Here is a 19,718-nt window from a genome sequence, read left to right on the forward strand (position 1 = left end):
TTACCTGCGGTTTTGCGGGTCGGCGACCGGGTGACGCCGATGTTCCCGGGGTGTTTCGCGGCGCGCGACAAACCGCATGACATGGCACAAATCCCCCAAGGGCTCATGATGGGCCCAACCACGTGGGAGAGGCGCGCCATGGAGCCGGTGAAGCAGATTGCATGCAATCCGCAGGTCCTCCTCGAACGGGCAAGGGGCGCTCTTCTGGGACTCGCGGTGGGCGACGCGCTCGGCGCCCCCGCGGAGAACATGAAGCCGTCGGAGATCCGGGCGAAATGGGGCCGCATCGAGGGCTTCGTGACGGAGGACCCGGCGGGCACGGACGACACCGAGTACGCGATCTTCTCGGGGCTGCTCCTGGCCCGCCACGGCTCGGCGCTCACCGTCTCCCACGTCGAGCGGGCGTGGCACCACTGGATCGCGGACCTCGACGAGGGGCCGTTCCGCGGTGCGGGGTTCTCCGAGCGCGGCACCCTGGAGAACCTCCGCCGGGGCCTGGCGGCGCCCATCTCGGCCCAGCACCGGCACGCGTGGTCGGACGGACTGGCCATGCGGGCCGCGCCGTTCGGCGTCTTCGCGGCGGGGCGGCCCGCCGAGGCGGCGCGGCTGGTCGCCATCGACGGCACCGTCAGCCACGACGGCGAGGGCATCTACGGCGGCCAGGCGGTCGCGGCGGGCGTGGCCGCGGCCATGGCGGGCGGCAGCCCGGCGTCCGTGGTCTCCGCGGCCCTCTCGGTCATCCCGTCGGACTCCTGGACGGCCCGCTCCCTGCGCCGGGCGGTCACCGCGGCCCCGCGCGGGGAACGGGCGGTGCGCTCGGCGGTCGTCATCGGCGGCTACCCGTGGACGGACCTGGCGCCGGAGGCGGTGGGCCTGGCCTTCGGCGCGTTCGCCGCCTCCGGCGGCGACTTCGCCGCCTCCGTCCTCACCGCCGTGAACATGGGCCGCGACGCGGACACCACCGCCGCGGTGGCGGGCGCCCTGGCCGGCGCGATGTCGGGCGCCACGGCGATCCCCACCGCCTGGGCCTCGGCGATCGGCCCGGTGCGCGGCAGTTGCCTGCCGTCGATGCGGGGCTACCACGTCCTGGACATCGCGGACCTCCTCACCCCGGAATACGAGGCCGCCCGATGACCCCACCGCCCGACCCCGCACACCCCGCCCTCCCCCCGGCCGGCGCCGACCGGAACCCCGTCCCTGAGCCCGGGCAGGCCACCCCCCGCGCGGACCGACGGCAGGAGGCCCGGCCGCACCCGGCCGCACCGGCGGACCCGGCCGACCTGCCGAGCCTCGCGGAACGCGGGCGGGGCGCGCAGCCGGTGCCCATGACGCCGGACCCCCGGGCGGCCGAGGCAGGCCTCGGCGACGGCTCCGGGGCAACCGGTGGGCAGGAGGTCCGGCTACTCCCGCAGCCCGTACCGACCGCGGCCGGCGGCGGCGCGGAGCGGAGCCCGAGAGCCCGGCCGCTGCTCGTGCCCAGCAGCCCGACGGCAGGCCTCGGGGCGCTGTCCCGGCCGGTGGCGACCGCCCTTCCGGGGCGGGGCGCCCAGGAGGACCAGGCCGCCTTCGCGCCGGCGGCGGGCGAGCGGCCGCAGCCCGCACCGACCGGGGCCGGGGCCGGCGGCGGCGCGGAGGGGGCGGCGGAGATCCGGCCACGGCCGGTACCGACCGACCCGGCGGCCCCCGCGGACGGCGTGCCGGCCGGACGGCCGCACCCCCTACCCGCCACGGAGGCCCGGACCGGGACCGGGACCGGGGCCGGGGCCGGGGCCGGGGCGGTGGGCACGGGTGGAGGGTTGCTGCCGGTGCCGGCCGGCACGCCGCTGCGCCCGGTGGTGGACATCCGGCCCGCCGGGCTCGTGGAACGCGTGGCTCCGGACGCGCAGGCGTCCCGGGGGCTGCCCCTGACCATGGATTCCGCTCGCGCCGCCGAACCGGCGTTGCGGACCGTGATCCGGGCCACCGCCCACCCCGCCGAGCACCCCGCAGGGGCCCCGGCAACCCACGACCGCCGCCCCATCGAAGGCCTCCTCCTCGGGCTCGCCGCGGGCGACGCGGCCGGCTGGCCCGCGGCCCGCCACCGCGCCAGCCGGATGCCCGAGTGGACCCGCCGCCTCACCCGCGAACTCGACACCTTCGCCGAACAGAACGCCACCACCACCCTCCCCGTCCCCATCGCCCTCAACCAGCCCCCGGAGCCGCTGCGCCTCGGCCCCTCCGACGACGCCGAGTGGGCGGCCTTCGTGGCCGAATCCGTACTCACCGCCGCCGGCGTCCTCCTCAGCGACCTCTCCCGCTCCCGCCGCATGCGCGCCGCCATCGACCTCGCCTGGAACGCCCTCGCCTCCGAAGTGGCCGCGGCAGCGGAACGCGCACCCGAAGTCGAGTCCGCCGTACTGCCCCTGCGCGCACGGATCTCCGTACGCGCCGGCCTCGGCAACCTCGCCACCGGCCTGCGCCCGCCCGCCACCGGCCACGACAACCCGCACTACTTCGACGACGCCGCCTGCGTCCGCGCCTGCGTCCTGGCCGTCGTCCACCCCGGAGACGCCGCGGCCGCCGCCGACCTCGCCGAGTTCGACGCCCGCTACACCCAGGACGGCGACGGTGTGCACGGCGCCCGCGCCATGGCGGCCGCCGTCGCCACCGCCCTCACCACCGCCGACGTCGACGCCGCCGTGGACGCCGCCCTCGCCCAGCTCCCCGGCGCCACCGAGATCGGCCGCAACGCCCGCCACGCCGTCGGACTGGCCCGCGCCCACGCCGACGGCGGCGCCTTCGCCATCGTCCCGACCCTCGAACACGAGATCGTCGACCACGTGTACAGCTACGGCATCGCCGCCGCCGAGACCGTCCCCGTGGCCCTCGCCCTCGCGACCGCCGCCCGCGGCAGGACGACCGAGGCCGTACCGGCCGCCGCGTGCCTGTCGCGCGTCGCGGACTCCGCCCCCGCCCTCGCCGGCGCGCTCACCGGCGTGATCGGCGGCGGCGACTCCATCCCCGCCGCCTGGCGCGAGGCCTGCCGCACCCTCTCCGGCTGCGCGCTCCCCCGCCTCGCCGGCACCGACCTCGTGCAGCTCGCCGCGCTCCTCGCCGCCACCGAACTCACCTCGCCCAAGGCCGCCCCGCCGGAGCGGAGGCCGCACGTGTGATCGGCGGCTTCCAGCCCGGCGACGCCTCCCTGGACGTGTCGGCCGCGCCTGCGCGGGCGCATCCGGGGCAAGGTGGTAAATCTCCCGCACGCACTGGCTGCGACCAGGGTTTCCGGACAAGGAGAGTGGAATGACGCTCACGTTGGAGGACCGGGCCTGCGGGGCCCTCGTCGGCGCCGCCGTCGGTGACGCGCTCGGCGGCCCCGTGGAGGGCTGGACCCCGGACCAGATCGTCGAACGGCACGGCGGCCGCGTCCACGGCATCGTCGGCCCGTGGCACGAGAACTGGCGCACGGCCCGCCCCATCGCCCCGTACCACAAGGGCGACGGACACGTCACGGACGACACCTTGATGACGCACGCGCTGGTACGGGTCTACGAGGCCGTACGGGACCACCTCGACGCCTACGCCGTCGCCGAGCACCTGGTCCCCGACCTGATGTCCACCCCCCGCTGGATCCCCGAACTGGAGGCCGAGGCACTGCCGTTGCAGCGGATCTTCCTCGCGGAGAAGTGGATGGTGACCCGCCTGCACTACGCGCACGTCGACCCGCGCGAGGCCGGCACCGGCAACATCGTCAACTGCGGTGCGGCCATGTACATGGCTCCGGTGGGCATCGCCAACGCGGGCAACCCGGCGGGGGCCTACGCGGAGGCCCTCGACATCGCCGGCGCGCACCAGTCCTCGTACGGGCGGGAGGCGGCGGGCGTGTTCGCGGCGGCCGTGGCGGCGGCGTGCGTGCCGGGGGCGACCGCCGCGAGCGTGGTGGACACGGCGCTGTCCCTGGCGAAGGACGGCACGCGGGCCGCGATCGCGGCCGTCCGCGAGGCGGCTCGCGCCCACCGGGACTTCGAGTCGGCGCTCGCGCCCCTGCGGGCGGCGGTGGCCCCCTACGACTCGGTCGGCCCGGACTACCGCACCCCCTCGCTCGACGCCCGCCGCCCGTCCCGCCTCCATGCCATCGAGGAACTCCCGATCGCGCTGGGGATGCTGCTCGTCGCGGACGGCCGGTACGAGGGGGCCGTGCTCGGGGCGGTCAACTACGGGCGGGACTGCGACTCCATCGCCACCATGGCGGGGGCGATCGCCGGAGCCCTGGGTGGCGAGGCCGCGGTCCCGGCCGTCTGGGCGAAGCAGGTCGCCGAGGCCAGCCGCCTGGACCTGCACGCCCCGGCCGTGGCGATGGCCGCGGTGACCCGGGAGATCTTCGCCCACGACCGCGCCCGCCGCCGCGCCCACGAATCGGCCTTCGCCACGATCGCCACCCCCCGATGACCCCTTCCTCCCCCGCCGGCCCCTCCGGCCCAACCGCCCACCCGACGGCATCCGGCGCCGCCACCGCCCGGCAGGCGGCCGACGCCCGCGCCGACTCGACCCCCTCCACGGTGGGAGACGCCGTCGAGACCGTGGGGACGCCGTCCACCGGGCCGAAGGGTGCCCGCTGGGCGGCCGGCGCGGGCGTCGACGCTCGCGGCCGCCCCGGCACCCCCGGCACAGCCGCCGGCCAACACCCGGCCTACGGATCGGCCCTCGCCCGCCCGAAGCCCCCGCCGGGCGTCCGCGAACGCGCCGCCGGGCCCGAGTCCCGCGCCGCGACCGGGCCCCGCGCCTGCGGTGGTGTGGGCGGTGGTGTGCGGCTGACCTGGGCCCAGCCCGAGGACCTCGTCGGGCACGAGCTGCGCCAGGCCGCCGAGGACGGCCGCGATCCGGGCCCCGCCCTGCGGGCGTGGTCCGCCGCGGGCGGCCACCCGGCGCCCGAGCGCGCCGGGGCCTCCCCCGCCCCGGCACCCCCGCACCTCCGTGCGCTGGCGGCCCGTCTGCTGGACGAACTCGCCCGTCTCCCCTCCCCGTTGTCCGCCGACGAGCCGGCCTCCTGGGACGCCATCCTCGCGGCCTGCCCCACCCCACCCGCCGGTCGCGCAGGCCAGGATCCGCCCGCCGGCCCGGGGCCCCGGGCCCGCAGCCAGGACACCCGAGCACTGCCTCAGGGCACCGGCCCGGGACGCACCGCCGCCGGCCCGGCCCCGGCAGCCGCCTCCGAGGCGGGGTCCGCGCGGGTCCCGGACGGCGCCCGCCCCGGACCGTGGCACGGGTACGGGCTGCTGCGGCGGCTGGAGGCCGCGTGGGTCGGGCGGGCCGTCGGGTGCCTGCTCGGGAAGCCCGTCGAGAAGCTGCCCCTCGACGGGATCCGGGCGCTGGCCCGCGCCGCGGGCAACTGGCCGCTGGACGGCTGGTTCACCGCCCGCGGCGTCCCCGAGGAGCTGCTGGCCGCATACCCCTGGAACCGCCGGTCCGCCGCCACCTCCCTCGCCGAGAACATCGACGGCATGCCCGAGGACGACGACCTCAACTACCCGCTGCTGAACCTGCGCCTGCTCCAGCGCTTCGGCAAGGCCTTCACCACCGCCGACGTCGCCCGCCTGTGGCTCGACGAGCTGCCCGCCGGTCGTACCTTCACCGCCGAGCGCGTGGCGTACCGCAACCTCCTGCTCGGCCTGGAGCCCCCCGCCACCGCCACCCACCACAACCCCTTCCGCGAGTGGATCGGCGCCCTCATCCGCGCCGACGTGCACGGCTGGACCAACCCCGGCGACCCGGCCGCCGCCGCGGCCCAGGCCTACCGGGAGGCCGCCCTGACCCACACCGGCAACGGCGTCTACGCCGCCCTCTTCGTCGCCGCCACCACCGCCACCGCAGCCACCGGCCGCGCGGACGTCCACACCTGCCTGCGCGCCGGACTGGCCGCCGTACCGCCCCGCTCCCGCCTCGCCGAGGCGATCCGCTTCGGTATCCGCGCGGCCACCGAAGAGGCCGACTTCGACCCCGTCGTCGACCGGCTGCACGCCCGCTACGGGCACTACCACTGGGTCCACGCCGTCCCCAACACCGCCCTGATCGCCGCCGCCCTCACCCACGCCGACGGGGACTTCACCCGTTCCGTCTGCGGTGCCGTGTCCGGCGGCTGGGACACCGACTCCAACGGGGCCACCGCCGGCGCCCTCGCCGGGCTGCTCACCGGCTCCCCGGAACGGATCCCGCACCGCTGGAGCGCCCCCCTCAAGAACCGCCTCGCCACCACCGTCCCCGGCTTCGACGGCATCGGTTTCGACGCCCTCGCCCACCTCACCGCACAGGAGGCAGCCCGCTCATGACGGCCATCGCCGTGCTCGGCAGTACCAACATGGACCTCGTCGCCTACGTCCCCAAGGCCCCCCTCCCCGGGGAGACCGTCACCGGCCGCGCGTTCCGGACCGTCCCCGGCGGCAAGGGCGCCAACCAGGCCGTCGCCGCCGCCCGCTCCGGCGGGAAGGTGGTGATGATCGGCGCGGTCGGGGCCGACGAGTTCGGCGTACGACTGCGCTCCGCGCTCACCGCCGCCGGCGTCGAGACGGCGGGCCTGCGCACCGTCGAGGGCGCCAGCGGCACCGCGCACATCACCGTGGACGACGAGGGCGGCAACCGCATCGTCGTCATCCCGGGCGCGAACGGCAGCGTCACCGGCCTGGAGGCGGGGGACGAGGCCCGGATCGCCGCCGCCGGCGCCCTCCTCCTCCAGCTCGAACTCCCCCTGCCCGCCATCCTCGCCGGCGCCCGCGCCGCCCGCGCGCACGGTGTCCGTACGGTGCTCACCCCGGCCCCGGCGCAGCCCCTGCCGGCCGAACTCCTCGCCGCCACCGACCTCCTGGTGCCCAACGAGCACGAGGCGGCCGCCCTGACCGGCCTGACCGACCCCCGGCAGGCCGCCGAGGCACTGCTGACCACCGTGCCCGAGGTGGTGATCACCCTCGGCGCGGCCGGGGTCCTCCACGCGGCGCGCGGCCGGGACCCGCTGACCGTGCCCGCACCCCGGGTCCGGGCCGTGGACACCACCGCGGCCGGGGACACCTTCGTCGGGGCCCTGGCCGTGGCCCTGGGCGAGGGCCGGCCGATGCCCGAGGCGCTGCGCTGGGCCTCGGCGGCGGCCGCGCTCTCGGTGCAGCGCCACGGCGCCCAGGACTCGATGCCGACCCGCGCCGAGACCGACTCCTTCGCCCTGGCCGGCTGGGAAGCGGACAACGGAGCCGGAGCCACCTCGTGACGTACTCCGCCGGCGCCGGGAGTGTGTCGGGGCGATCCCCGCGGGGCGCAGAACGCACCGCCGCCGCACCGTCCGGCCCCGAGAACCGTTCGGGGCCCCAGGAGACGCCCCGGCGCGCCACGCAAGCCACCGGAGCCACCGCCCCCGGCGGAGCCACCGCGACCGGGGCCGCCCCCGCCGACCCCCGGCCAGGGCCCCTGCACGGGCTGCGGGTGCTCGATCTCGCGACCCTCTTCGCCGGGCCGCTCGCCGCGACCCTGCTCGGTGATTTCGGCGCCGAGGTCGTCAAGGTGGAGCATCCGGCCGTCCCCGACCCCTCCCGGGGTCACGGCCCCGCCAAGGACGGGATCGGCCTGTGGTGGAAGCTGCTCGGCCGGAACAAGCGGACCATGACCCTCGATCTGTCCACCCCGGGCGGCCGGGACACCCTGCTGCGGCTCGCCGCCACCGCCGACGTGATCATCGAGAACTTCCGCCCCGGCACCCTGGAGAGGTGGGGCCTGGGCTGGCCCGAGCTGTCCGCCGCCAACCCGCGCCTGGTCCTGGCCCGCGTCACGGCTTTCGGCCAGCAGGGCCCGTACGCCCACCGCCCCGGCTTCGGCACCCTCGCCGAGGCCATGAGCGGCTTCGCCGCGGTCACCGGCGAGCCGGACGGCCCGCCGACCCTGCCGCCCTTCGGGCTCGCCGATTCGATCGCCGCGCTGACCTGCGCGTACGCCGTGATGACGGCGCTCGCCGGACGCGATCGCACCGGGCACGGGCAGGTCGTGGACCTGGCCATCATCGAGCCGATCCTCACCGTGATCGGCCCGCAGCCGCTCTGGTACGACCAGCTGGGCTACGTCCAGCCGCGCACCGGCAACCGCTCCGCCAACAACTCCCCCCGCAACACCTACCGCAGCGCCGACGGCCGCTGGCTGGCGGTCTCCGCCTCCGCCCAGTCCGTCGCCGAGCGCGTGATGCGGCTGGTCGGCCGGCCGGAGCTGATCGCCGAGCCGTGGTTCGCCACCGGCGCCGGGCGGGCCCGGCACGCCGACGTCCTCGACGAGGCGGTCGGCGGCTGGATCGCCCGCCACAAGGCGGAGGAGGTCGTCTGCGCCTTCGAGGACGCCGAGGCGGCCGTCGCGCCGGTCTACGACGTCCGCGACGTGATGGCCGACCCGCAGTTCGCGGCCCTCGACACGGTGACCGAGATCGAGGATCCGGAGCTGGGCCCCCTGCGCATGCAGAACGTTCTCTTCCGGCTGTCCGGGACACCGGGCGGGATCCGCTGGGCGGGCCGCCCGCACGGCGCGGACACGGCCGAGGTGCTGGCCGAGCTGGGACTGACCGGGCCCGAGATCGCCGCGCTGCGAACCGAGGGGGCACTGTGATCCTGACCTGGCTGTACGCACCCGGCGACCGCCCGGCGGTGGTCGCCAAGGCGCTGGCCTGCGGGGCGGACGCCGTCATCGTGGACCTGGAGGACGCGGTGGCGGCCTCCCGCAAGGAGTACGCACGCGCCGCCACCGTCGAGCTGCTGGCCGAGCGGACCGCGCTTCCCGTCCACGTCCGCGTCAACGCCCTCGACTCCCCGTGGGGCGGCGCCGACCTCACCGCGCTCGCCGGGCTGCGCGGGCTCGCGGGACTGCGGCTGCCCAAGATCTGCGCCCCGGAGCAGATCGCCGCGGCCGCCGACCGCACCGGCGGGGTGGGCCTGCACGCATTGCTGGAGTCGGCGCTGGGCGTGGAGCGCGCCTACGAGATCGCCCGCGCGCACCCGGCGCTGCGCGGGCTCTCCCTCGGCGAGGCGGACCTGCGGGCGGACCTGGCGGCCAGCGCGGAGGAGGGACTGGACTGGTGCCGTTCGCGGGTGGTGGTCGCGGCGCGCGCCGCCGGGCTGGCGCCCCCGGCCCAGTCGGTGTTCCCCGACATCCGTGACCTGGAGGCGCTGGCGGTCTCCTGCGCGCGCGGCCGGTCCCTCGGCTTCCTGGGCCGGGCGGCCATCCACCCGCGGCAGCTCCCGGTGATCGAGCGGGCCTACCTCCCGGCGCCCGAGGAGGTGAGCGCGGCGGTGGAGGTGCTCAGCGCGGCCCGGGCCGCGCCGGGCGCGCTGGCCCTGCCGGACGGCCGGTTCGTGGATCCGGCGATCGTGGCGTCGGCGCACCGCACCCTTGCGCTGGCCGCGCGGATCCCGGTCCACTGACCCCTCCCTCGCGCTGACCTCGGGGGTACCGCCGCGCCCCGGCGGGGACTCCGGCGGCGCGGGACGCGCGAGGGGGGTGCCGCGTCGTACGCGGCACCCCCCTCGTGACGTTCCGCCGTCAGGCCTTGTCGGCCTCCGGGGCCTCGGCGTCGACGGACGGCTTGCGCAGGTCGGCCTTGACGGCTCCCTCCCGCACCGTGGCGTCGGCGCGCGGGGCGCGGGTCGGCAGGGAGTCCTTGGGCCCTGCGTCGGCCGTACCGTCCGTCTCGTCCTCGGCCTTGGTCTCTGCCTTGGTCTCGGCCTTGTCCTTGGACTTGGCCTCGGGCTCGTCCTTGCCCTCCCCGCCGGAGGCGTCCGGCTCGACGACCTCCTCGCGGCCCGGCCGCAGCTTCGCGGAGAGCACGAAGTAGACGACGGCGAGCACGAAGACGACGATCGAGGTCCAGACGTTCAGCCGGACGCCCAGGATGTGGTGCGCCTCGTCGACGCGCATGTATTCGATCCAGCCGCGGCCGACGCAGTACGCGGCCACGTACAGGGCGAACGCCCGCCCGTGCCCGAGCTTGAAGCGGCGGTCGGCCCAGATCACCAGGAGGGCGACGCCGACGCACCACAGCGACTCGTACAGGAAGGTCGGGTGGTAGGTGCCGGCGTCCCGGTTCGGGCCGGCGCTGATCTCGACCGCCCACGGCAGGTCGGTGGCCCGGCCGTAGAGCTCCTGGTTGAACCAGTTGCCCCAGCGGCCGCAGGCCTGGGCCAGCGCGATGCCGGGGGCCAGGGCGTCTGCCCAGGCCGGCAGCGGGATGCCGCGCAGCCGGCAGCCGATCCAGGCACCCACCGCGCCCAGCGCGATCGCGCCCCAGATGCCGAGGCCGCCCTCCCAGATCTTGAAGGCGTCGACCCAGTTGCGGCCCTCGCCGAAGTAGAGCTGGTAGTCGGTGATCACGTGGTAGAGGCGACCGCCGACCAGCCCGAACGGCACCGCCCACACGGCGATGTCCGCGACCGTGCCCGGCTTTCCGCCGCGCGCGATCCAGCGCTTGTTGCCGAGCCAGACGGCGACGAAGACGCCGATGATGATGCAGAACGCGTAGCCGCGGAGCGGGATCGGTCCGAGATGGATCACGCCGGTCGACGGACTGGGGATGTAAGCAATGTCCATGGCAGACCTGACGCTACCCTGCCGGACGGTGCGTACCGCAACCCGCCCGGCAGGGTCGAAACCAAATCCAGACATGGATCGGCGGAAGTCAGTCCCCCGAGGACCCGTTCCCGGTGGCGTTCCGCGACCCGGTGCCGGAACCGTTCGGGGTGCCCTTCGAGGCCGTCGACGCCGTCCTCGACGCCGAGGGTGAGGCCTTCGCCTCGCCCTTCCCGGTGTCCTTGCCCGCGTCCTTCCCGGTCTCCTTGCCGGTCTCCTTCTCCGTGCCCTTGGCCCCGGCACCGCCGGAGCCCTTGGCGCCCGCCTCCACCTTCTCCTTCAGCTTCTGCGGGGTCAGCGGGTTGGCCTGGTCGGAGAAGATGTCCTTGCCGTCGAGCAGCACGGTCGGGGTGCCGCGGAAGTTCCCGGCGGCGAAGGCCTCGTGCGACTTGGCCACCCAGCTGTTGTGCGTGCCGTCCTCGACGCACTTGCGGAACTCGGGGGTGTCCAGCCCCTCGACCTTGCCCGCCAGCTCCAGCAGTTTGGCGTTCTTGCCGTAGGCGTCGTCGACTTCCTGCGGCTGGTTCTGGAAGAGGACGTCGTGGTATTCGGCGAACTTGCCGGCGTCCTGCGCGCAGGCCGCCGCGTTGGCGCCCTTCAGGGAGCCGCTGCCGCCCATGTTCCCGTCGATGAGCGTGACCAGGTGGTAGTCCACCTTGAGCAGGCCCTTGGCCTCCAGCTCGTGGACGGTGTCCCGGTAGTTGTCCTCGAAGGACTTGCAGGCGGGGCAGCGGAAGTCCTCCCACACGGTGAGGGTGGACTTCGCCTCGGGCTTGCCCGTCTGGATGGCGAGAGCGTCCTTGCCGGTGGCGCCGGAGGGGGCGACCACCGGGCCCGCCGAGTCGGACTTGTCGCCCTTGCCGGCATTGGCCGCGATCACGCCGACGACCGTCGCCAGGCCCAGGACGCCGACCACCGCCGCCGCCACGATCATGGTCCGCCGGCGCTTGTCCCGGGTCTTCTGCCGCTCGCGCTCCGCTTGGAGTCGCTCCCGGGCCGATCGTTTCGTCGCATCGCGGTTCGCACCGTCGTTCTTCTCGCTCACGCTCCGCCAAACGAAGCAGGGAGGCACTCGCGTGCCTCCCTGCCCGCCATTCCACCCGATCGGACTACAGAACCCGATCGGGTGTCCGGTTTGTCTCAGCCCCTGCGGACGCCCTGCGCGAGCTCGGCCGCCAGCGCCTTGACGGCGTCCAGCCCGGCCGGCAGGTCCGGCGCGTCCAGCAGCAGCTTCACGAAGGCCGAGCCGACGATCACGCCGTCGGCGAAGCCCGCGACCTCCTTGGCCTGGGCGGCGTTGGAGACGCCGAGGCCCACGCAGACGGGGAGCTCGGTCGTGGCCCGGGTACGGCGGACCAGGTCCTGGGCCTGGTTGCCGACCGATTCGCGGGTTCCGGTGACGCCCATCAGCGAGGCGGCGTAGACGAAGCCGGAGCCGGCCGCCGTGATGGTGGCCAGGCGCTCGTCCTTGCTGCTGGGGGCCACGACGAAGACGGTCGCCAGACCGTGCTTCTCCGCGTGCTCGCGCCACAGCGCGGACTCCTGGACCGGCAGGTCCGGCAGGATGCACCCGGCCCCGCCCGCGGCCGCCAGCTCGGCCGTGAACCGCTCGACGCCGTAGCGGTCGATGGGGTTCCAGTAGGTCATCACCAGGATCGGGGCGCCGGTCGCCTCGTGGGCCTCGCGGACCGTGCGGAACACGTCGGCGATCTTGACGCCGCCGCGCAGGGCGATGTCGTCGGCGGTCTGGATGACCGGCCCGTCGAGGACCGGGTCGCTGTGGGGCAGGCCGATCTCGACGACGTCCGCACCACCGGCGACGACGGACTTGACCGCCTCGATGCCGCCGTCGACGGTCGGGAAGCCCGCGGGGAGGTAGGCGACGAGGGCCGCGCGGTCCTCGGACTTCGCCTTGGCGAGGGTGGCGCTCAGCAGCTCGATGTTGCCGCGTCCGTGCGTGGAGCTCACTTGTCGTCCCCCTCGGAGAACTCGTTGTCGGCGACTTCACCGTCGGCGTCGTACAGGCCGAAGTAGCGGGCGGCCGTGTCCATGTCCTTGTCGCCGCGGCCGGACAGGTTGACGACCAGCAGGCCGTCCTTGCCCAGTTCACGGCCCAGGTCCAGGGCGCCCGCGAGGGCGTGCGCCGACTCGATCGCCGGGATGATCCCCTCGGTGCGCGACAGCAGGCGCAGGGCCTGCATGGCGGCGTCGTCGGTGACCGCGCGGTACTCGCCGCGGCCGGTGTCCTTGAGGTAGGAGTGCTCCGGGCCGATGCCCGGGTAGTCCAGGCCCGCCGAGATGGAGTACGGCTCGGTGATCTGGCCCTCCTCGTCCTGGAGGACGTAGGAGCGGGAGCCGTGCAGGATGCCCGGCTCGCCCGCGGTCAGCGTGGCCGCGTGCTCGCCGGTCTCGACGCCGTGCCCGGCGGGCTCGAAGCCGACCAGGCGGACGTCCGCGTCCGGGATGAAGGCGTGGAAGAGGCCGATGGCGTTGGAGCCGCCGCCGACGCAGGCCGCGACGGCGTCGGGCAGCCGGCCGGCGCGCTCCAGGATCTGGCGGCGCGCCTCGACACCGATGACCCGGTGGAAGTCGCGGACCATCGCCGGGAAGGGGTGCGGGCCGGCGACCGTGCCGAAGAGGTAGTGGGTGCGGTCCACGTTGGCGACCCAGTCGCGGAACGCCTCGTTGATCGCGTCCTTCAGGGTCCGCGAGCCGGACTTCACCGCGATGACCTCGGCGCCCAGCATGCGCATGCGGGCGACGTTCAGCGCCTGGCGCTGGGTGTCGATCTCGCCCATGTAGATGGTGCATTCGAGGCCGAACAGGGCGCAGGCGGTGGCGGTGGCCACGCCGTGCTGGCCGGCGCCGGTCTCGGCGATCACGCGGGTCTTGCCCATGCGCTTGGTGAGGAGCGCCTGGCCCAGCACGTTGTTGATCTTGTGCGAGCCGGTGTGGTTGAGGTCCTCGCGCTTGAGGAAGATCCGCGCGCCGCCGGCGTGCTCGGCGAAGCGGGGCACCTCGGTGAGGGCGCTCGGGCGGCCGGTGTAGTTGACCATGAGGTCGTTGAGCTCGGCCGCGAAGGACGGGTCGCCCTTGGCCTTCTCGTACTCGACGGCGACCTCGTCCACGGCGGCGACGAGCGCCTCCGGGATGAACTTGCCGCCGAAGTCGCCGAAGTAGCCCTCGGCGTTGGGGACGTGACCCTCCGGGTCCGGGATGAAGAACTCGCTGGACATGATCCAGTGCTCCTACGGGTGCGAGGTGCGGCGGGTGGTTTCACCGTATTGCGCCGCCCGCCCCGGCCGCGGACACCCCGCTGGGGGATGTCGGCGTACGGTGCGCAGCGGCCCGCTCCCGGAGCCGGTCGGCCCGGGCAGCAGGCCGTACGGGACCGCTTCGCGACGCGGTACGTCTCGCGTACCGGGCTGCGGCAGCCCTCGTTACGGCGCGTCTCCGCGGCGCCATCGCATGCCGTTGACCTGGCCGGGCTCGGAGCCGATCACGTACCGGACCCGCCGCCCGTGGACACGCCGGGCCGGGGCGCGGCAGCCGCGGGGGCGGCAGCCGCGCGCCAGGGGCGCGTGCGCCGTCGGCACGCGCCGCGTGCGGACGGAGGGGCGGTCGTGGGCCATGGGACGGGTCAGCTCCGTCCGTGGCGCAGGGCGGGGTGGGCCCCGGCGGCGACGAGGTCGGCCACGGCCGCCTTCGGGTCGCGTCCGGTGACCAGGGACTCCCCGACGAGGACGGCGTCGGCGCCCTCGTTCGCGTAGGCGATCAGGTCGTGCGGTCCGCGGATACCGGACTCGGCGACCTTGACGATGTGGGGCGGGATCTCGCCGACGACGCGCTCGAAGGTGGAGCGGTCGACCTTGAGGTCCTTGAGGTTGCGGGCGTTGACGCCGATGATCTTGGCGCCGGCGGCCACGGCGCGCTCCACCTCCTCCTCGTCGTGGACCTCGACGAGCGGGGTGAGGCCGATGGACTCGGCCCGCTCGATGAGGGAGACGAGGGCCTCCTGCTCCAGGGCGGCGACGATCAGCAGCGCGAGGTCGGCGCCGTAGGCACGCGCCTCCCAGAGCTGGTACGCCGTGACGATGAAGTCCTTGCGCAGGATCGGGATGTCCACGCGGGCGCGGACGGCCTCCAGGTCGGCCAGCGAGCCGCCGAACCGGCGCTGCTCGGTGAGGACGGAGATGACCGCCGCACCGCCCGCCTCGTAGTCCGCGGCGAGCCCGGCCGGATCCGCGATCGCGGCCAGCGCGCCCTTGGAGGGGCTGGAGCGCTTGACCTCGCAGATCACCTTGACGCCGTCGCCGCGCAGGGCCGCGACGCCGTCCTTGGCCTGGGGCGCCTTGGCGGCACGCTCCTTGAGCTCGTCGAGGCTCACGCGGGCCTGCCGTTCGGCAAGGTCTTCGCGGACCCCTTCGATGATCTCGTCGAGCACACTCACGCGAGCGGCCCCCTTCCGGGTCGATGACGGTCGGCCGCCCTGCAGACACGTACCACTGCAAGGTCGGCAATCAAATGGTATCCGGCGGAGGCGTCGCCCTCCGCACTCGGTTGACGGCGTCCCAGTAACTGGACATTCGGAATACGCCCTTCATCCCCGCTGCACACGGGGCTCAGGGCGCCAGTGCCGACCCGAAAGAGAGATTTCGGACAACGGCGAAAACCAGTGCCACCGCGCCCACCGCCCACCAGTGGGCGGGACGCAGCACGATCCTCGGGACGGGCCCGCCGCGGAAGGCGCGAACCAGCCACAGGGCCATGAACCCCGCGAAGACGAAGTAGCCGACGACGGCGAGGGCATTCGACCCGAAAGCGGCGGCCAGGTCCCCGTGGGCGAACGCGTGCGCGCTGCGCAGCCCGCCGCAGCCCGGGCACAGGATGCCCGTCAGCCGCAGCAGCGGGCAGACCGGGTAGTGGCCCGGCTCGTTGGGGTCCACGGTGCCCACGTACGTGAACGCCGCGCCGGCCGCGGCCAGGTAGAGCGCCGGGGCGGCGAGCCGCCTGGCCCGCGACGCCCGCTCGGCGGGCACCACGGGTACGGCGTGCCCGGTCGGCGGACCGGGCACGGCGTCGGGGGTGCTGGAGGCGTCCACCTGCTGATTCTCTCCGCTCACGACAAAAGGCGCAGCCCGACGGGGCCGCGCCTTTCGGCTCTCTTCCAGGACCGGCGCAGACGGCGCGCTCAGGCCTTGGCGGGAACCTTGTTCGCGGCGATGACCTCGGCGAGGTCCTTGTGGGCGGCCTTCGGCGCGCCCATGCCCGCGGCCTTCATCGCCAGGCCGACGACACCGCCGAGCGCGACGACGACGAGACCGGCCCAGAAGCCCAGCGGGTTCGCGAGCACCATGAAGGCGCCGGAGATGCAGAAACCGATGAAGGCGATGATGACACCGGTCCAGGCGGCCGGGGTGTGTCCGTGGCTAGTGCCCGCCATGAGTTGCTCCTCGTTGCTCTGTCGCGCTGCTGTGTCGAACGTGCGGTCTGTGCGAACGCTCGGTGACATTGTCCCGTACCGGGCGGCTTCACCGTCCAGGGGGGTCGGCTCAGGGGCCGGGTCAGCGGGTCCGGTCGCCGCCCGGGTCCGTGGTCGGGTCCTCGCCGCGGTCCAGAGCCTTCCACAGATCTTCCGGCCGGTCGGGATCCACCGCCGCGACGGCCCGCGGACGGGGGCTGCCGTCACGCTCGTAGCGGCCCCCCATCGAGGGCCAGCCGCCGCCGAAACGCAGCGCCAGCAGTCCGGCGGCCAGGATCAGGACCGCGCCGGCGGCCGTGACGTACGGCCACGTCGTCTGGGTCAGGCCGGCCACGTGGGCCGCGCTGTCCGCGGTCGTACGGACCGCCTGCGCGTCCAGGGCGGTGCGGCCGTCGGAACCGAGGAGGGCCGACAGGGCCGCGCCGAGGCCGCTGAGGGCGAGCAGGCCCGACACCAGCAGCCGGCTCTTGCCGCGGACGGCGAAGACGGCGACGAGCGCGGCCAGGCCCACGATGGCCAGAGCCGCGGGGAGGCCGGTCACGGCCCGCCCGTCGGCGCTGAGCTGGAGCGAGTCGCTGCCGATGGCGGCGGTGCCCCGGGCCCAGACCCGGCCGGAGGCGAGCAGGACGACGGTGGCGCCGAGCGCGCCGAGCAGCAGCGCGGCGGCCACGCTGCGGCGGCTGCTGCGGCTGTCGGCGGCCTCGGGTTCGGGCTCGGCGGAGGCGTCGGATCGGGGCGGGGGTACGGCACTCACGTACCCCACTATCCCCTACGCCCTCAGGAGCTGCTCAGGCAGTTCGCCGCTGCCACCGCGCGCAGCACGGCGGCGGCCTTGTTGCGGCACTCGTTGTCCTCCAGCTCGGGCACCGAGTCGGCGACGACACCGGCTCCGGCCTGCACGTACGCCGTGCCGTCGCGCAGCAGGGCCGTACGGATCGCGATGGCCGTGTCGGAGTCCCCGGCGAAGTCCAGGTAGCCCACGCAGCCGCCGTAGAGGCCGCGGCGGGAGGGCTCCAGCTCCTCGATGATCTGCATGGCGCGCGGCTTGGGCGCCCCGGAGAGGGTGCCGGCCGGGAAGCAGGCGGTGAGCACGTCGAAGGCGCTCTTCCCCTCGGCCACGCGCCCCGTCACGGTGGAGACGATGTGCATGACGTGGGAGTAGCGCTCGATCGACATGAAGTCGACGACCTCCACCGATCCCGGCTCGCAGACCCGGCCGAGGTCGTTGCGGCCCAGGTCGACGAGCATCAGGTGCTCGGCGCGCTCCTTGGGGTCGGCCAGCAGCTCCTCGGCGAGGTCGTTGTCCTCCTGCGGGGTCGCGCCCCGGTGACGGGTGCCGGCGATGGGGTGGACCATGGCCCGCCCGTCCTCGACCTTGACCAGTGCCTCGGGACTGGAACCGACGACGTCGAATCCGTTCTCGAAGCGGAAGAGGTACATGTACGGGGACGGGTTGGTGGCGCGCAGCACCCGGTAGACGTCCAGTGCGGAGGCCTCGCAGGAGGTCTCGAACCGCTGCGAGGGAACCACCTGGAAGGCCTCGCCGGCCCGGATGCGCTCCTTGATGTCCTCGACGGCCGCCTGGTACTTCTCGCCGCCCCACAGGGCGGAGAACTCGGGCAGCTCGGAGGCGGGCAGCGGGGCCGGCACGTAGGGCGCGGGCCGGGCCAGGTCCGCCTGCATGGCGTCGAGGCGGGCCACGGCGTCCGCGTAGGCCTCGTCGACCCCGGAGTCGAGGTCGTTGTGGTTGATGGCGTTGGCGATGAGCTGGACGGTGCCGTCCCAGTGGTCCAGCACCGCGAGGTCGGAGGTGAGCAGCATCGTCAGCTCGGGCAGCTCCAGGTCGTCGCTGCCGTGCTCGCCGATGCGCTCCAGCCGGCGCACGATGTCGTAGCCGAGGTAGCCGACCATGCCGCCGGTGAAGGGGGGCATGCCGCCCGCGAGGTCGCGGGGGGTGTGCAGGGCCTCGACGGTGGCGCGCAGGGCGTCGAGCGGGTCGCCGTCGGTGGGTACGCCGACGGGCGGGGTGCCGATCCAGTGCGCGCGGCCGTCCCGGACGGTCAGGGTCGCGTCGCTGCGGACCCCGACGAAGGAGTACCGGGACCAGGACCGGCCGTTCTCCGCGGACTCCAGGAGGAAGGTGCCGGGGCGTTCGGCGGCCAGCTTGCGGTAGAGCCCGACGGGCGTGTCCCCGTCGGCGAGCAGCTTGCGGCTCACGGGGATGACGCGGCGGTCGGCCGCGAGCTTGCGGAACGTCTCAAGATCCATTGCGTGGGGACCCCTGCCTAGTCGGCTGCGCGGAGGAGGACATCGTCGTCGAAGCAGGTGCGGGCTCCGGTGTGGCAGGCGGCTCCGACCTGGTCGACCTTGACGAGCACGGTGTCGGCGTCGCAGTCGAGGGCGACGGACTTGACGTGCTGGAAGTGGCCGGAAGTATCCCCCTTCACCCAGTACTCCTGGCGGCTGCGGGACCAGTAGGTGCAGCGGCCGGTGGTCAGGGTGCGGTGCAGGGCCTCGTCGTCCATCCACCCGAGCATGAGCACCTCACCGGTGTCGTACTGCTGGGCGATGGCCGGTACCAGCCCGTCCGCGGAGCGCTTGAGGCGCGCGGCAATGGCGGGGTCGAGGTTGCCGGGGCGGGGGGACGTACTCATGGAGCCATTGTGCCGGGCGAGGACGGGCGGAATGATCCATGTCCGCCTGATGGGCGGGCGTCCGGCGCGATCCGGTCGTAGGCTGGCTGGCATGTCTACCCATGCGAAGCGTGAACGCCTGCTGCTGGCGGACCTGTTGGAGGCGGCCGGCCCGGAGGCCCCCACGCTGTGCGACGGCTGGACCTGTCGCGACCTGGCCGCGCACGTGGTCGTCCGGGAACGGCGGCCGGACGCGGCGGGCGGGCTCCTGCTGAACGTCCTGAAGACCCGCCTGGACAAGGCGATGGAGGAATACACGGCCAAGCCGTACGAGGAGCTCATCCAGCTGATCCGGACCGGGCCGCCGCGGCTGTCGGTGTACGCGCTGAAGCAGATCGACGAGGCGGCGAACGCGGTGGAGTTCTACGTCCACGCGGAGGACGTCCGCCGGGCCCAGCCGGACTGGTCCCCGCGGGAGCTGGACCCGGTGTTCTCGGACGCGCTGTGGTCCCGCCTGGAGAAGCTGGCCCGCCTGACGGGCCGCCGCTCGCCGGTGGGCCTGGTGCTGCGCCGCCCCGACGGGCGGACGGCGGTGGCGCACAAGGGCACGCCGGTGGTGACGGTGACGGGCGAGCCGGGAGAACTGACGCTGTTCTGCTTCGGCCGCCAGGCGTCTGCCGCGGTGTCGCTGGACGGCGAGAAGGACGCGGTGGCCATGCTCACCGCTGCCGCCCTGGGCATCTGATCCCGCCCGCGGCCCGGTGGCCGCGCCTCAATCGCCGGCGGGGCCGGGGTGGTGTCCCCGGCCGGGGGCGTGACCCGTCGGGCAGGGCGGTGGCTTCGGGTGGGGTGGTGCCCCTCCGGGGGCTCTCCTCGGCTCGGCGCGCGCGGGCACGTCCCGGCCGTACCCGGTGGTCGCGCCTCGTCCTGCGGGGAGCCCCCGCAGTGTCCCCACCCCACGGCCCCGCTCCGTCCGGGACGGGCCG

At 74.8% G+C, this 19,718-nt stretch carries 18 protein-coding genes and 1 pseudogene; 8 read left to right on the plus strand and 11 right to left on the minus strand.

Annotated elements, in window-relative coordinates:
• The first annotated feature begins 138 nt into the window (after positions 1 to 138).
• From IG86_RS0130555 to IG86_RS0130585, 7 genes are all read left to right on the plus strand, one after another.
• Positions 139 to 1,134 carry an ADP-ribosylglycohydrolase family protein gene (locus tag IG86_RS0130555; protein ID WP_045936518.1) on the plus strand — a complete coding sequence of 332 codons (996 nt, stop codon included), beginning with the start codon at positions 139 to 141 and terminating at the stop codon, positions 1,132 to 1,134.
• Positions 1,135 to 1,910: 776 nt separating this feature from the next.
• Positions 1,911 to 3,152, plus strand: coding sequence for an ADP-ribosylglycohydrolase family protein (locus IG86_RS0130560; protein WP_078848188.1), 1,242 nt, complete (start codon positions 1,911 to 1,913; stop codon positions 3,150 to 3,152).
• A 130-nt stretch (positions 3,153 to 3,282) separates the two neighbouring features.
• Positions 3,283 to 4,428 carry an ADP-ribosylglycohydrolase family protein gene (locus IG86_RS0130565; protein WP_030901257.1) on the plus strand — a complete coding sequence of 382 codons (1,146 nt, stop codon included), beginning with the start codon at positions 3,283 to 3,285 and terminating at the stop codon, positions 4,426 to 4,428.
• Positions 4,425 to 6,305 carry an ADP-ribosylglycohydrolase family protein gene (locus tag IG86_RS0130570; protein WP_244306148.1) on the plus strand — a complete coding sequence of 627 codons (1,881 nt, stop codon included), beginning with the start codon at positions 4,425 to 4,427 and terminating at the stop codon, positions 6,303 to 6,305. Before IG86_RS0130565 ends, IG86_RS0130570 begins: the two co-directional genes overlap by 4 nt.
• Positions 6,302 to 7,231: a ribokinase gene (gene rbsK, locus IG86_RS0130575; RefSeq protein ID WP_051785511.1), complete on the plus strand. Its 930-nt coding sequence runs from the start codon at positions 6,302 to 6,304 to the stop codon at positions 7,229 to 7,231. The genes IG86_RS0130570 and rbsK overlap by 4 nt, the downstream gene beginning before the upstream one ends.
• Before the next feature lie 197 nt (positions 7,232 to 7,428).
• Positions 7,429 to 8,604 carry a CaiB/BaiF CoA transferase family protein gene (locus tag IG86_RS0130580; RefSeq protein WP_030824637.1) on the plus strand — a complete coding sequence of 392 codons (1,176 nt, stop codon included), beginning with the start codon at positions 7,429 to 7,431 and terminating at the stop codon, positions 8,602 to 8,604.
• Positions 8,601 to 9,416, plus strand: coding sequence for an HpcH/HpaI aldolase/citrate lyase family protein (locus IG86_RS0130585; protein WP_030824634.1), 816 nt, complete (start codon positions 8,601 to 8,603; stop codon positions 9,414 to 9,416). The genes IG86_RS0130580 and IG86_RS0130585 overlap by 4 nt, the downstream gene beginning before the upstream one ends.
• A 118-nt stretch (positions 9,417 to 9,534) precedes the next feature.
• On the opposite strand, the gene lgt is transcribed toward IG86_RS0130585, so the two are convergent.
• From lgt to hisI, 11 genes and pseudogenes are all read right to left on the minus strand, one after another.
• Positions 9,535 to 10,578 (minus strand): prolipoprotein diacylglyceryl transferase, encoded by a 1,044-nt coding sequence (gene lgt, locus IG86_RS0130590; RefSeq protein ID WP_078906088.1) that lies wholly within the window; start codon positions 10,576 to 10,578, stop codon positions 9,535 to 9,537.
• 289 nt (positions 10,579 to 10,867) lie between these two features.
• A pseudogene (locus IG86_RS0130595) lies at positions 10,868 to 11,662 on the minus strand (DsbA family protein); the annotation flags it as partial.
• Between the two features lie 95 nt (positions 11,663 to 11,757).
• On the minus strand, positions 11,758 to 12,585 hold the full coding sequence (gene trpA, locus IG86_RS0130600; RefSeq protein WP_030901266.1) for a tryptophan synthase subunit alpha: 828 nt from the start codon (positions 12,583 to 12,585) through the stop codon (positions 11,758 to 11,760).
• Positions 12,582 to 13,853, minus strand: coding sequence for a tryptophan synthase subunit beta (gene trpB / locus IG86_RS0130605; protein WP_030824621.1), 1,272 nt, complete (start codon positions 13,851 to 13,853; stop codon positions 12,582 to 12,584). Before trpB ends, trpA begins: the two co-directional genes overlap by 4 nt.
• Before the next feature lie 204 nt (positions 13,854 to 14,057).
• Positions 14,058 to 14,249 carry a tryptophan biosynthesis modulator TrpM gene (gene trpM, locus IG86_RS44740; protein WP_030662153.1) on the minus strand — a complete coding sequence of 64 codons (192 nt, stop codon included), beginning with the start codon at positions 14,247 to 14,249 and terminating at the stop codon, positions 14,058 to 14,060.
• Between the two features lie 8 nt (positions 14,250 to 14,257).
• Entirely contained in the window at positions 14,258 to 15,067 is an 810-nt protein-coding gene (gene trpC / locus IG86_RS0130615) for an indole-3-glycerol phosphate synthase TrpC (protein WP_030032547.1), read from the minus strand.
• Between the two features lie 172 nt (positions 15,068 to 15,239).
• Positions 15,240 to 15,740, minus strand: a complete 501-nt coding sequence (locus IG86_RS0130620; protein ID WP_385873598.1) for a DUF2752 domain-containing protein — start codon at positions 15,738 to 15,740, stop codon at positions 15,240 to 15,242.
• A 68-nt stretch (positions 15,741 to 15,808) separates the two neighbouring features.
• Positions 15,809 to 16,060 (minus strand): HGxxPAAW family protein, encoded by a 252-nt coding sequence (locus tag IG86_RS0130625; RefSeq protein ID WP_030662148.1) that lies wholly within the window; start codon positions 16,058 to 16,060, stop codon positions 15,809 to 15,811.
• A gap of 121 nt (positions 16,061 to 16,181) precedes the next feature.
• Entirely contained in the window at positions 16,182 to 16,862 is a 681-nt protein-coding gene (locus IG86_RS0130630) for a TIGR02234 family membrane protein (protein ID WP_030824614.1), read from the minus strand.
• 14 nt (positions 16,863 to 16,876) lie between these two features.
• On the minus strand, positions 16,877 to 18,367 hold the full coding sequence (locus tag IG86_RS0130635) for an anthranilate synthase component I (protein WP_030901269.1): 1,491 nt from the start codon (positions 18,365 to 18,367) through the stop codon (positions 16,877 to 16,879).
• Between the two features lie 17 nt (positions 18,368 to 18,384).
• Entirely contained in the window at positions 18,385 to 18,753 is a 369-nt protein-coding gene (gene hisI, locus IG86_RS0130640; protein WP_030824597.1) for a phosphoribosyl-AMP cyclohydrolase, read from the minus strand.
• A 91-nt stretch (positions 18,754 to 18,844) separates the two neighbouring features.
• On the opposite strand from hisI, the gene IG86_RS0130645 reads away from it, so the two are divergent.
• Positions 18,845 to 19,477, plus strand: a complete 633-nt coding sequence (locus tag IG86_RS0130645) for a TIGR03085 family metal-binding protein (RefSeq protein ID WP_030824594.1) — start codon at positions 18,845 to 18,847, stop codon at positions 19,475 to 19,477.
• The last annotated feature ends 241 nt before the right edge of the window (positions 19,478 to 19,718 follow it).

Source organism: Streptomyces virginiae (genome assembly GCF_000720455.1).
GTDB classification, from domain to species: Bacteria; Actinomycetota; Actinomycetes; order Streptomycetales; family Streptomycetaceae; genus Streptomyces; species Streptomyces virginiae.

Bases quoted from the DNA above. Each gene is read 5' to 3' on its own strand.
- IG86_RS0130555 (WP_045936518.1), top strand. From the start codon at position 139: ATGGAGCCGGTGAAGCAGATTGCATGCAATCCGCAGGTCCTCCTCGAA.
- IG86_RS0130560 (WP_078848188.1), top strand. From the start codon at position 1,911: ATGGATTCCGCTCGCGCCGCCGAACCGGCGTTGCGGACCGTGATCCGG.
- IG86_RS0130565 (WP_030901257.1), top strand. From the start codon at position 3,283: ATGACGCTCACGTTGGAGGACCGGGCCTGCGGGGCCCTCGTCGGCGCC.
- IG86_RS0130570 (WP_244306148.1), top strand. From the start codon at position 4,425: ATGACCCCTTCCTCCCCCGCCGGCCCCTCCGGCCCAACCGCCCACCCG.
- rbsK (WP_051785511.1), top strand. From the start codon at position 6,302: ATGACGGCCATCGCCGTGCTCGGCAGTACCAACATGGACCTCGTCGCC.
- lgt (WP_078906088.1), bottom strand. From the start codon at position 10,578: ATGGACATTGCTTACATCCCCAGTCCGTCGACCGGCGTGATCCATCTC.
- trpB (WP_030824621.1), bottom strand. From the start codon at position 13,853: ATGTCCAGCGAGTTCTTCATCCCGGACCCGGAGGGTCACGTCCCCAAC.
- trpM (WP_030662153.1), bottom strand. From the start codon at position 14,249: ATGGCCCACGACCGCCCCTCCGTCCGCACGCGGCGCGTGCCGACGGCG.
- IG86_RS0130625 (WP_030662148.1), bottom strand. From the start codon at position 16,060: ATGGCGGGCACTAGCCACGGACACACCCCGGCCGCCTGGACCGGTGTC.
- IG86_RS0130635 (WP_030901269.1), bottom strand. From the start codon at position 18,367: ATGGATCTTGAGACGTTCCGCAAGCTCGCGGCCGACCGCCGCGTCATC.
- hisI (WP_030824597.1), bottom strand. From the start codon at position 18,753: ATGAGTACGTCCCCCCGCCCCGGCAACCTCGACCCCGCCATTGCCGCG.
- IG86_RS0130645 (WP_030824594.1), top strand. From the start codon at position 18,845: ATGTCTACCCATGCGAAGCGTGAACGCCTGCTGCTGGCGGACCTGTTG.